The organism is Microbulbifer sp. ABF4_148, assembly GCF_056158985.1.
The window spans coordinates 7,501-19,602 of sequence record NZ_JBSWUI010000001.1 but is presented as its reverse complement, the minus strand read 5'-3'; the positions used below and the strand labels follow the sequence as shown (position 1 = coordinate 19,602).

Below are 12,102 nucleotides of genomic sequence, written 5' to 3'. Positions count from 1 at the left end.
TGGACCCGGCAAAGGCCGGGCGTGCTGGCGGCAATCATACCATCGACTGCCACCAGTGCTGACATCGGGGGATCAAGCGTCCGGCAGCAATTGTGCGAAGTTGGCTCCGGTAGGGTAGGCGTCCTTGGACCAGCCGAGGCGCACGATCACGGTATTGGTGGACGGTGACATCATGACAACCTGCTTGCGGTTGCCCAGCATAAAGTAACTGTCTGCCGGCAACTCCGGATAGCGCAGTTCTTCGCCCCCGTTGTTGAGCCAGAACTGGTAGCCGTAACGCGGATCATTGTCGCTGTCGTTGGGTGCGATCGCGCGGGCGACCCACTCGGCCGGCAACAGCTGTTCACCAGCGACGACGCCGTTATCGAGCATCAACTGGCCAAGTCTCGCCCAGTCGCGGCCTGTTGCAAAAATATAAGAACTGCCCACGAATACCCCGGCAGGGTCCACTTCGAGGACGCTGTCAGCCATGCCCAACGGTGCGAACAGCTCGCGATGAATAAAGTTGACGCTGTCCTGCGCGGTGCCACCCACCTTGTCATGGATCCAGCGTGCAATCAGGTTGGTCGTGCCTGAGGAGTATGAGAAATAGCTACCGGGTTCGGCTCCGGCAGGGCTCGCCAATGCCACATCCGAGGCGCTGTGCTCGGTGAACAGCATGCGCGTGGAGTCACTACCAGGTGCATAGGTTTCGTCGAACTGGAGACCTGATGCCATCTGCAGCAGGTCTGGCATGCGGATATCGCGACGGGCGTCGTCGCCCCAGGCCGAGAAGACGGGCTCGTCCGCCGGCGAATGCCCCAGTGCTTCAAGACGTCCCTGCAGCATGGCGGTGAGGCTCTTGCCCATCGACCAGCCGAGTAGTTTGGTCTCGGCGTTGAACCCGTCACCGTAAGCCTCTGCCACCAGGTGACCATCCTGAATAACCACCAGTGCACGAGTCTGCAGGCCGGCGGCATTGTCAGCGGCGAGGATGGCCTCCGCGCGTTGCTGCAGTTCCGTATCCAGCGCATTGTCGCCATTGCCCGCGGGCCATGCAGCGTCCCGCTCAGCCATTGCCGGCACATGCACCTGGTCGAGCGCCGAGGTATCGCCGATGTCCAAAGTGCAGCCGAGGCCCGGACGGTAGCTGGCGGAAGTTGTCGCCATGCCAAACAGGCTGGCGGTCACCCGCTGGGCCTGGTCGTCATACTCGAGCGACAGCTTGCGGTTGACCTCAGAGTAAGAGGCGATGTCTTCGATAATCAGGTCTTTGTCGAAGCCGGACACAAAGTACGCGGAACAGGCCAGCTTGGCGCCGATGCCGGTCGCGACTTTCACGGCGTCATCAATTTTGAAAATCGAAAACCCGAGCAGTTTGGGGGTGGCGACCGCAAGTACGACAAAGGTCAGCACCAGGGCGGCAAGGAACTTCTTCATTGGGTATCTCTCCTGCAAGGGAGCCGGATTCTGATGCCGGGGGTTATTGTTATGGCTGTCTGGTCAATAAATGATCGCAGTCAGGAGCTGGCATCTTACCTGCTCCCGATGACGATTTCCCGTCGATTGCGGTCAGCATTCGACGGGATTAGGGGGCAAAAGCGGGGTCAGTCGAGGTTGGCGAGCACTTTTTCTGCCGCGGCGATGGTGTGGTCGATATCGGCATCAGAGTGGGCCGCCGACATAAAGCCCGCTTCGTAGGAGGCCGGGGCAAGGTACACACCCTCATCCAGCATACCGTGGAAGAAGCGGTTGAAGCGGTCATTGTTACAGGACATGACCTGCTGGTAATTGGTGACCTGCTGGGCTTCGGTAAAGAAAAAGCCGAACATGCTGCCGACGGTGTTGGCAGCCAGGGGAATCCCGGCCTTGTCTGCGGCGGCCAGTACCCCGCTGACCAGACGCTCGGTTTTGGCGGTCAGCTGCTCATAAAACCCAGACTGCTGCACCAGCTGCAGGGTTTTCAGGCCCGCCGCCATACCGAGGGGGTTACCAGACAGCGTACCCGCCTGGTAAATCGGACCCAGGGGTGCGATTTGTTCCATGACCTCACGACGACCACCGAATGCACCGACCGGCATGCCACCGCCGACTACTTTGCCCAGGCAGGTGATATCTGCGCGTACGCCATAGTGCCCCTGGGCGCCGGTCAGCGAGACGCGAAAGCCTGTCATGACTTCGTCGATAATCAGCAGGGCACCGGATTCGTCGCAGACTTCCCGCAGCGTCTCCAGAAAACCGGGTACCGGAGGCACGCAATTCATATTGCCTGCGACCGGCTCGACGATAATGCAGGCCACCTGATCGCCAATCTGGGCGAAACACTCGCGCACGGCATCGGCATCGTTGTAGCTGAGGGTAATGGTGTGATCTGCCAGGGCAGCGGGGACGCCGGGCGAAGACGGAACACCCATCGTCAGTGCTCCGGAACCGGCTTTAACCAGCAGTGAGTCAGAGTGGCCGTGATAGCAACCTTCGAATTTCACGATCTTGTCGCGTCCGGTAAAGCCCCGCGCGAGGCGGATCGCGCTCATGGTCGCTTCGGTGCCGGAATTCACAAAACGCACCAGATCCATACCTGGCCACACCCGGCAAACTTCTTCGGCCAGTTCTGTCTCCAGTTCGGTCGGGGCGCCGAAGCTCAGGCCGGACTGGGCTTGTTCGACGACCGCCTGCATGACTTCCGGGTGGGCGTGCCCCAATACCATCGGCCCCCAGGACTGGACATAATCCACGTAGCGCTTGCCGTCGGCGTCAAACAGGTAAGCGCCCTCGGCGCGATCGATAAACACCGGCGTGCCGCCCACGGTGCGAAATGCGCGTACCGGCGAGTTTACTCCGCCGGGAATGACTTGCTGGGCTTCGGCAAACAGTTGTTCAGATTTACTCATGCTGGACGTGGACCTGTGTGGTGTAACTGAAATGTGCGCGTATTATCGCGGCGCGGGCTGGTCGCGGCAAATACTGCGGACAGTTCAGTCTTTGGTCCAGAACAGGCGGTTGGGTACCGGGCGTCCCATGCCCAGGCGGCGGCTGTCGGCGATGGCGCTCCAGGTAAACTGCTGGCTGCGGCCCACCGCCTCGAGAATGGTGAGTCCATGGGCGATATGGCAGGCAATGGCCGTGGCGAGGGTGCCGCAGACGCCATAGGCGGCAGGCTGCAGGCGATCGAAGTGGAACTGGCGCATCAGGCCGCGCTCGTTATACAGGCGATTCTCGAGCTGTTGCCCCTCGACGGGCACACCGGTAAGGAGTAGGTAGCTGCAACCACTTTCCAGAAGCTCCTGCGCCTGCGCGTCGAGTACATCTGCCTCAACGGCCATAGCGCGGGCCTCGCGCCGGTTCGGGCAGACCATGGTCGCGAAGGGCAGTAGCAGTGAAGTCATGGCCTCCCACAAAGGAGGTGCCAGCAGGCTCTGTTTGTCCGCCAGTGTTGCGTCGGGATCGATGACCACGGGGATATCAGGGTAATCCCGCAATACGCTGTGCACCGCGCGTACATTTTCCACGGAACCGAGGTAGCCAACTTTGATGGCAGCCACCGGTATGTCTTCCAGAACCGCGCGGGCCTGTTCGATCAGGAGGCTGTCATCCACCGGCGCGACACCCTGAAGTTCGCCGGTGTCGCAGACACTGATCGCCGACACGGCAGAGGTGCAGTGGCAGCCGAGGCTGACCGCGGTTTCAGTATCCGCGGTGATCCCGGCGCTGCCGCTGGGATCGTGATGGGTGATGGTCAGAATGACGGGTTGACGATTATCCATGGCATTCCTGCCCGCAGGCCACTGGCTGTAGGCATAATTCTAGTTGTTATCGATACCGCATCCCGAGAGAAAACGTGCCTAAAATGGCTTCACCACCGCGAGGATCACAACGGCGATCAGCACCAGCACAGGGATCTCGTTAAATACGCGGAAATAGCGGCTGCTCTTGGAGACCGTGCCATTGGTAAACTGGCGAACATAAGCGCCGCACATATGGTGGTAGCCGATCAACAGCACGACCAGGAAGAGTTTGGCGTGCATCCAGCCTGCGGTTTTGTAGTAGCCCCAGTTCATATGCAGCAGCCAGGCGCCAAACACCAGGGTCGCAATCATCGATGGCATGCCAATTCCGCGGTACAGGCGCCGCTCCATAATGCAAAACCGATCGCGGCTGACAACATCGGTGGCATCCTTGTGGTAGACAAACAGGCGCGGCAAGTAAAACAGCACGGCGAACCAGCAGACCATGGAAATGATGTGAAAAGCTTTGACCCAGAGCATGCTTCTTCCTTATTAGTGTGTTGATTCGGGAGCACCAGAGTGATGACCTGGCGCGTATCCCTATTTTCTATAAAAGTTGTCGATGTCCGCTGGCAGGATAATACCCGCCGCATCCTTGTCCAGCCCCCCGGCGTGGCCGCGGACCACACAAAGGGCCCCGGCGCTGTGTTTTTCCAATATATGTTGGGCTTCCAGCAGCGTCGCGCGCCAGTTTACGACCGCCAGCTCAAGGCGTTCGCCCGGCAGTCGTTTGAGTTCGATCAGCGGTGCCTCTTCGGTTTCACTGTGCTCGCGCTCTTCTATTAGCGTCTCTTCGTTCTTGAGCAGGAACCCGGCCAGGTCCGCCGCGCGCAACAGTAGCGGTACCTTCTCGCGCTCGATCAGGATCCAGACCGGGTGGCGGCTGAGGATCTGGCGTGCCCGCTCCAGCGAGATCGATTCAGGCGCCACAACAAAGCCTCGTTCCATTACGCTCGCGACCCCTGTGCGGTTCAACATTTGTTGGCGCCAGCTCGGGGTGCCGCTCTTGTCGAATGCCCGTAATGTCTCCTGGAATATGCCGCCGGTGCCGAAAAAGTAGCGGGTAACGAGGCAGGCGACAACGATCATCATCATGCCGGGAAACAGCACGTTGGGGTTGTAGGTCAGCTCCAGTATGGCGAGCAGCGCGGCGAGGGGTGCATCGAGCAGCGCCGCCATCATGGCGGCCATGCCGACCATCGCATAAAAACCCGGGCTGGCCGCCTCCTCCCCCAGCCATAGATTCGCCAGGCCGCCCGCGAGTCCACCCATACAGGCGCCCAGGAACAGGCTGGGGCCGATGACCCCACCGGGAATACCGAGCCCGGTTGCCACGGCAGTCACTGCCGCCTTGGCCAGTACGATGACCAGCAAACTGCCGACCGCCAGTTGGCCCAGCATCGCCAGTTCCACCGTGTCATAGCCGGTCCCCAGGATTTGCGGGACCCAGATGGCCAGTGCACCGGTGAGCAGGCCCGCAGCGAGGAAGCGCAATACGGCAGGGCGCCGCTGCAGAAGCGCCAGGCGACGGTGTACCTGAATAAAGACTGCTGCCAGTACGCCAATGGCCAGGGCGCAGAGAAACAGCGCGGGCAACTCTGCGAGGGAATTCAAATGGATTGCCGGAACATTGAAGACCGGCTCGCGACCAAAGCTCAACTGGGTAATCACACTGCCCGTTACGGCCGCCAGAATCACCGGGAGAAAGCCCGCCACGGTGTATTCGAGCATGACCACTTCCATGGCGAACACGACGCCGGCCAGTGGTGTATTGAAGGAGGCGGCAATGGCCGCCGCAACGCCGCACCCGAGCAGATTGCGTGCCGAATTGTTGGGTAGTCCCAGGCGTCGCGCCACCCAGCTTCCACTGGCGGCACCCAGGTGTACGGTTGGGCCCTCCCGGCCAACCGACTGGCCGCTGATCAACGCCACCGACCCGGCCACGAATTGCAGGATGGCATTGGGCATGGGCATCCGCGCCTGGTGGTTGTGCAGGCGATCCAGCACGTGCACTACGCCGACGGTTCTGCGCTCGCCACGGACCAGATGCACGATGCCGGCCAGCACCAGGGCACCAACGACCGGTACGCCGAACCGCCATTCCGCCGGCAGCATTTCATAGCGTTCAGGCAGCGGCAGGAAGAGGCCGGTGGGGATTTCACTGGCTAAGCGAAAAGCGACGGTAACCAGCCCGGCGCAGATGCCGGTCAGAAATGCCATTGCGAGAAGAGGGCCTAGGGCATCCGCCGAGGCCAGTTGCAGGCGCAGGCGCTCGAGTCCCCGTTCCAGCATGGGCCAGCGGGAAAGCGACTGTTTGATGGCGCGGCGGGAGAGCTTGAACACCGAACTTCCTTGTTGTGCGATGGCTTATGGTAGAGTGCTTGCCGCATTATACAGACCGGAAGCCGCATGGGGTTTGTGCGGCGCAGGTGCGACTAACGAGGTTGGGAACAGGGGAGTTGAGGAAGTGATCAGGGCAGCCATTGTCGGTGGAACCGGCTATACCGGGGTGGAATTGTTACGGTTGTTGGCGGGGCACCCGCAAGTTGAAGTCACGGCGGTGACTTCCCGGGCCCTGTCCGGTACCCCGGTGGCGGAGCTGTTCCCGAGTTTGCGCGGGCACTACGATCTGAAATTCTGTGCGCCGGACGTTGATGAGTTGGCGCGCTGCGACGTGGTGTTTTTCGCAACGCCCCACGGTGTGGCGCAAGCGCAGGTGCCGGAGCTGGTGTCGCGCGGAGTGCGCGTTATTGATCTGTCGGCCGACTTCCGCCTGCAGGACATCCCGGTCTGGGAGCAATGGTATGGACAGGCACATGCGGCGCCGGAGCTCGCCCAGCGTGCGGTGTATGGTCTGCCAGAAGTGAACCGTGAGCAAATTGCCGGCGCCCAGTTGGTGGCCTGCCCCGGATGCTACCCGACCGCAACTCAGCTGGGCTGGATCCCGCTGTTGGAAGCCGGACTGGTGGATCCGCGCCAGCTGATTGCCAATGCGGCCAGTGGTGCCAGCGGGGCTGGGCGTCAGGGTAAGACTGATATGATTCTCGCGGAGAATACCGACAATTTCCGCGCATACGGTGCGGCCGGGCATCGCCACCTGCCCGAGATTGAGCAGGGGCTGGCACAGGTCCAGCCCGCCGGCAGTGCGGCTCCGCAGGTGACCTTCGTCCCGCACCTGCTGCCGATGATTCGCGGCATCCACGCCACCCTGTATGCACGCGCCCTGACCGACGTCAACGGGGACGAGTTGCAGGCCCTGTTCGAGCAGCGCTACGCGAGCGAACCGTTTGTCGACGTATTGCCCGCAGGCAGCCATCCCCAGACCCGCTCTGTGCGGGGCACCAATGTCTGCCGTATCGCCGTGCTGCGTCCCCAGAATCGGGATACCGTGGTGGTTCTGTCGGTCATCGATAACCTCGCCAAGGGGGCCTCGGCCCAGGCTGTGCAGAATCTCAACATCATGTTTGGCTTAAATGAGACGCTGGCACTGGAGAGCCCGGCGCTGCTGCCTTAGAATCATTGGCCTCGAATTCAACCAAAGCAGTATCCAGAGTCAGTCAGTAGATCCTATGGCCCGCAAGAAAGTAAAAGGTACACGCCAGTACCAGATGAAGGTGGTTCCCCACCGGCCGTATTCGCGTGCGGTTGCGGCCCTTGGGGGTGCAGCATTGCTGGCCGTCTCGACGGGTATTTCCTACTACGCCGGGCAACACAATCTGCGCGTCGGCCTGGATCAGCAGACGCTGGCCTATGAGGCGACCTTGCGCAATCTGGAGCGGATTGAGCGGGAAAACGAAGATCTGCGCCAGCGTGTGGCCACCGCCGAGCAATCTCTGGCGATTGGTGAGCAGGCGGCTGAGAATGTCCGTGCAGATCTGGTTGCGCGCGATAAGCGCATTGCCGAGTTGCAGCAGGATATCTCGTTCTACCGTGGCCTGATGGCGCCGCAAGATGGCTCGGACGGCGTTTCAATTGCCCGATTCAGCCTGTCCGAAACCGACATCCGTGGGCGTTACCATTACAAACTGCTTGTCCAGCAGTCGGCGACCGGTCACAAGCTGGTGACGGGGAATGCGACGATTACCGTGGTCGGACAGGAGCAGGGGGAGCCGAAAAGCTATGCCCTCAGTGACTTATCTGCCCAGGTCGAAAAAGAAAAGATCCCGTTGCGCTTCAAGTATTTCCAGAACATTGACGGCGAGCTACAGTTGCCGGAGGGGTTTGAGCCCGAAGGTGTCGAAATGACGCTGAAATCCAGTGCGCGCAAGGGATTCAATATTGAGCAGCGCTACGGTTGGCTGGTTCAGAAAAGCTAACCGCCATCGCTGCCCGCAAGAGGTTCTTAAGCATCATGTTTAGAAAAGAAGAGAAGATCAAAACTATGGCCAGCTCGGGAAATAACAACACCACACTGATTGCCAAGCAGACCGAGGTTACCGGTGACCTGAATTTCAGCGGCAACCTGGTGGTTGAGGGCACGGTAAAAGGCAATATCAAGGCGCATAGCGACAGTGATGCGCGCCTGCAGATTGTGGACGGTGGCAAGGTCGAGGGCGAGATTCGCGTCCCGCATGTGGTCATCAATGGTGGTGTTAAGGGTGACGTCTTCGCAGCTCGTCACCTCGAGCTGTCGTCCAAGGCGATGGTTGAAGGCAACGTGCACTACAAGCTGATTGAGATGGTTAAAGGCGCACAGGTCAACGGTGCCTTGATGTCCAACCTGGACATGGACAGCACCAGTGAGCCGCGCATGCTGGAGTTTTCTGACGACGTTTCCGAGGAGGAAGCGAAGTAACCTCGGCCGCTGGCTGACGCTGGCGTCGGTTCCGTCAGGTGCCGACGCCCCGAGAGAGGCTGTCCCTGGGATGGCCTTTTTTATGCCTGCGAATCGGCGTTGCGGCCGGCAATACTTGACTGAATTGATGGGTTTTTGCAAGATGGCCGCATTCCGGGGCCGTGCAGTATACTTTCCATGCTGATCCGCCGCGAAAGGCCCGCCACTGACCGAGATCTCTGTATGTCTGAAGCCGTATCATTTTCTCCCGAGCCCATTGTGGTCACCGAAAGCGCCGTGGCCAAGGTAAAGAGCCTGCTGGAGGATGAGGGGAATCCGGAGCTGAAATTGCGCGTGTTTGTGACCGGAGGGGGCTGTTCCGGCTTCCAGTACGGTTTCACCTTCGACGAACTGGTCGCCGAAGACGATGCGGTGGTGGAGAAAGATGGAATTCAGGTGCTCGTGGATGCGATGAGCTATCCGTATCTGGTAGGCGCCAGTGTCGATTATGAAGAGGGCCTGTCAGGTTCGCGTTTCGTGGTGCAGAACCCGAATGCTTCGTCCACCTGCGGTTGCGGGTCTTCGTTCTCCATTTGAGGCCCTGCGCCTCGCGCTCTGCCCGGCGTCAGGCCGGGTAGATCCCCCCAAGTACGGTTTTCTGCGAGGCTCCGGTCACGTCCGGGCAATTGCCTGCGGCGCCGTTCATCGTCTGGCGTGCCAGCCACGCAAATCCCGCGGCCTCCAGCCAGTCTGCATCGATACCGTATTTGCCCGTATCGGCGATTTGCCAGTTGGGTAAAAGCCTTTCCATGCGCGTGAGCAGGTCGGCATTTCGTGCACCGCCACCGCAAACCAGTAGTTCGCCGCTCGTCGAGAAGGCCGCAACCGCGTCGGCAATGGTCTTTGCGGTAACCTGAGACAGGGTCGCCTGTACGTCTTCCGGCCTGATCTCGAGGCCCAGAAGGGCGGCTTCCAGCCACTGCCCGTTGAAGGTCTCGCGCCCGGTACTCTTTGGCGCCGGCAGGGAAAAGTAAGACTCGGCGAGCAGGCGCTCCAGCAGCGCGGGAATGATTTCTCCTCCAGCAGCCCAGGCACCGTCGCGATCGAAAGGTTGGTCGAGCTTCCGACGTACCCAGTAATCCAGCACCGCGTTGCCGGGCCCCGTGTCGTAGCCCGCGACCCGTCCATCGGCGGCCAGTTCGGTGATATTTGCCATGCCACCAATATTCACCACGGCCCGGTCCCTGTCGCTGGCGAAAACGGCCTGATGGAAGGCGGGCATCAGTGGAGCGCCCTGACCACCGAGCGCCATGTCCCGTCGACGAAAATCGGCGATGGTGGTGATGCCGGTCAGGCAGGCAATGGTATTGGGGTCGCCCAGCTGCAGGGAAAAGGGTTGGGCGATAGTGCCCGGTGGGCGATGACGGACGGTTTGGCCGTGGCTGCCGATCGCGGTGATGGCGCTGGCAGGGATGTCGGTCTTGTCGAGTAGTGCCAGTGTTGCCTCGGCAAATAACTGGCCGAGCTGACAGTCCAGTTGGCCTGCCCGATCGAGCTCGGTGGGTCCTGGCGAACACAGGGCCAGGATGGCATCGCGAATTGCCGCGGGGATATCGTGGCCGTGACTGGCAACGGTGACAGGAGTGGCGGATGCCTCCCCGCTGAAGTCCATCAGCACGGCGTCGATACTATCGACGCTCGTGCCCGACATCAGGCCGATGTAAAGGTCCGCCATGGGCTGACTGCTTCTTCTGCTAATTAATTGACGCTGGGATTATCCGCGGGACTATCGCTTTGCGCCAGTGCAGGCTGTCCATAGTTTTCCAGCTTCGCCAGTATCGGCTGCGTCTGGGAGCGGAACCGGGCCATCTCGGGTTTTGGCACGGACTTCGCCTTGGGTAGCTTGCGCACAATGGTTGCCGGGTTGCGGTTCACACCGTCCACCAGGAATTCATAGTGCAGGTGGGGGCCGGTTGCATAGCCGGTTGAGCCGACGGTGCCAATCACCTGGCGCTGCTTGACGCGCTGGCCGCGGCGCACCTTGCGCTTGTGCAGGTGCAGGTAGCGGGTCACGTAGCGTTCACCGTGCTGGATGAAGACATAGTTGCCATTGGCCTTGGTGTAGCCAGCCTTGATTACACGGCCATCGCCGGCGGAGTATACCGGGGTGCCGCGGGGGGCTGCGTAATCCGTGCCGTTATGCGGGCGCCGGGTCTTGAAGATCGGGTGCAGGCGGCGCGGGTTAAAATGGGAACTGATACGACCAATATCCACCGGCGTGCGTATAAACGCCTTGCGCATACTTCTCCCGTCCGGGGTGTAGTAATTGGCATCGCCATTGCTGTCGACGTAGCGCACCGCGCTGAAGGTCTTGCCCTGGTTGACGAAGGTCACTGCCTGGATGGGGCCATTGTCGACCTTTTCTCCGTCGAGGAATTTTTCTTCAAAGATGACGTTAAAGCGGTCGCCTTTTCTAATGTCGAGGGCAAAGTCGATATCGGAGCTGAAGACGTCCGCCATCTCCATGATCAGGCTCTGGCTGAGGCCGGCCTCACTACCCGCTACAAACAGTGAACTGTCGATCGTCGCTTCGCGATAGGCGGTGTAACTGTCGGCCTGCCGCTGATGCAGTGCGTACAGGTACTCACCGCCATCGCCGCGCTTGAACTCCACCCGGTTCAGGCGATCACGGTGCAGTTCCAGGCTGCGCAGCGAACCGTCACTCTCCAGGTTGAAAGTCAGCTTTTCGCCGGGGGCGAGTCGCGCGAGCTCTTTCGCTTCCTTGCCGCTGCCCAGCAACTGGTACATCTCTCCGATATTCACCTGCGCCCGGGCGAAGAGGTCGGACAGTGTGTCCCCTTTTCCGACTGTCAGGGTTTTACTGTTCGCGGCTTCAGGCTCTGCGGCACCAGCTTCACCCGCGGCAAGGATTTCTGCGCTGGAGAGGTTGACGGGCAGGGCGTGCCGTTTCGCCTCGACTTCGGGAGGAGAAACAAAAAGGGCCAGGGCCAGGGCAAAGCTGGCGGCTCCTGCTGCCACAGCGTGCGTACGCGGGAAATGCTGGCGGACGGCGCTGAGGACGCGCGTTTGCGCGGTTTTACGATGATTTTGCATGGTCTTTAAAAGGCGGCGCTACTGGTACGATCTTGTGGGTTCTTGGGAAATGACAGTTGTCCCCGTGAGGGGTCTGTCAGATCGGGTTGCCTAAAAAACGAACACCAAGAATCTTTTATATCAGAATTTAAGGGGTGATTCACGCCGTAATTGACAGGAATGTCCATTGCTAAGTTCCCTCTTTCGCGACTTCCGTACTGCTTGATCCCTATTCGGCCTGCGCCGGGGCCATCCGTGGCTGCTTGTATTTACCGCAATATTCGGTAATGTTGCAGCCCGCTTCGCCGCCGTCCGGCGGCAAACATTACCTTTGCATCTATGAAGAGAGGGCAGACCATGGCCGGGGTCGATACGACACTGCTAAAAGACCTGGACCGTCGCGGCTTGATTAACCAAGCCACAGGAGACGGCGAATTGACTGAACACCTGGCGCAGTCTCGTACCCTCTAT

Annotated in this window: 12 protein-coding genes (1 of these 12 only partly in view); 5 read left to right on the top strand and 7 right to left on the bottom strand. The window is 60.4% G+C overall.

Features of this window, described 5'->3' with window-relative positions; all coding sequences use genetic code 11:
- Positions 1-72: 72 nt before the first annotated feature.
- The 5 genes from ACXAD0_RS00085 to ACXAD0_RS00065 all read right to left on the bottom strand — a co-directional run bounded on the left by ACXAD0_RS00085 (position 73) and on the right by ACXAD0_RS00065 (position 6,107).
- Complete coding sequence (locus ACXAD0_RS00085; protein ID WP_475086300.1) at positions 73-1,419, bottom strand: serine hydrolase domain-containing protein; 1,347 nt, start codon at positions 1,417-1,419, stop codon at positions 73-75.
- Between the two features lie 167 nt (positions 1,420-1,586).
- The gene (hemL, locus tag ACXAD0_RS00080) at positions 1,587-2,870 is read right to left on the bottom strand and encodes a glutamate-1-semialdehyde 2,1-aminomutase (protein WP_475086299.1); all 1,284 of its coding nucleotides are present in this window, start codon (positions 2,868-2,870) and stop codon (positions 1,587-1,589) included.
- An 84-nt stretch (positions 2,871-2,954) separates the two neighbouring features.
- Positions 2,955-3,743, bottom strand: coding sequence for a bifunctional hydroxymethylpyrimidine kinase/phosphomethylpyrimidine kinase (gene thiD, locus ACXAD0_RS00075; RefSeq protein WP_475086298.1), 789 nt, complete (start codon positions 3,741-3,743; stop codon positions 2,955-2,957).
- Between the two features lie 78 nt (positions 3,744-3,821).
- Entirely contained in the window at positions 3,822-4,244 is a 423-nt protein-coding gene (hemJ, locus tag ACXAD0_RS00070) for a protoporphyrinogen oxidase HemJ (RefSeq protein ID WP_475086297.1), read from the bottom strand.
- Positions 4,245-4,304: 60 nt separating this feature from the next.
- Positions 4,305-6,107, bottom strand: coding sequence for a chloride channel protein (locus tag ACXAD0_RS00065; RefSeq protein WP_475086296.1), 1,803 nt, complete (start codon positions 6,105-6,107; stop codon positions 4,305-4,307).
- Positions 6,108-6,231: 124 nt separating this feature from the next.
- Here ACXAD0_RS00065 and argC point away from each other — a divergent pair, with 124 nt between their 5' ends.
- The 4 genes from argC to erpA all read left to right on the top strand — a co-directional run bounded on the left by argC (position 6,232) and on the right by erpA (position 9,135).
- Entirely contained in the window at positions 6,232-7,278 is a 1,047-nt protein-coding gene (argC, locus tag ACXAD0_RS00060; protein ID WP_475086295.1) for an N-acetyl-gamma-glutamyl-phosphate reductase, read from the top strand.
- A 55-nt stretch (positions 7,279-7,333) separates the two neighbouring features.
- Positions 7,334-8,080: a DUF6776 family protein gene (locus tag ACXAD0_RS00055; RefSeq protein ID WP_475086294.1), complete on the top strand. Its 747-nt coding sequence runs from the start codon at positions 7,334-7,336 to the stop codon at positions 8,078-8,080.
- A 35-nt stretch (positions 8,081-8,115) separates the two neighbouring features.
- Positions 8,116-8,559: a bactofilin family protein gene (locus tag ACXAD0_RS00050; protein WP_475086293.1), complete on the top strand. Its 444-nt coding sequence runs from the start codon at positions 8,116-8,118 to the stop codon at positions 8,557-8,559.
- Positions 8,560-8,781: 222 nt separating this feature from the next.
- The gene (gene erpA / locus ACXAD0_RS00045; protein ID WP_475086292.1) at positions 8,782-9,135 is read left to right on the top strand and encodes an iron-sulfur cluster insertion protein ErpA; all 354 of its coding nucleotides are present in this window, start codon (positions 8,782-8,784) and stop codon (positions 9,133-9,135) included.
- A 28-nt stretch (positions 9,136-9,163) separates the two neighbouring features.
- Here erpA and ACXAD0_RS00040 read toward each other — a convergent pair whose 3' ends face one another.
- Together ACXAD0_RS00040 and ACXAD0_RS00035 are read right to left on the bottom strand one after the other, a co-directional pair.
- A complete protein-coding gene (locus ACXAD0_RS00040) occupies positions 9,164-10,273 on the bottom strand; it encodes an anhydro-N-acetylmuramic acid kinase (RefSeq protein ID WP_475086291.1) in 1,110 nt (369 codons plus the stop codon).
- A 23-nt stretch (positions 10,274-10,296) separates the two neighbouring features.
- Entirely contained in the window at positions 10,297-11,577 is a 1,281-nt protein-coding gene (locus tag ACXAD0_RS00035) for a peptidoglycan DD-metalloendopeptidase family protein (protein WP_475086290.1), read from the bottom strand.
- A gap of 411 nt (positions 11,578-11,988) precedes the next feature.
- Between ACXAD0_RS00035 and tyrS the strand changes: the two genes are divergently transcribed.
- On the top strand, positions 11,989-12,102 hold the 5' portion of the coding sequence (tyrS, locus tag ACXAD0_RS00030; RefSeq protein WP_475090270.1) for a tyrosine--tRNA ligase. Its footprint extends 1,191 nt past the window's final position; 114 of the gene's 1,305 nt are visible here — the first part of the coding sequence; it begins with the start codon at positions 11,989-11,991; the stop codon falls past the right edge of the window.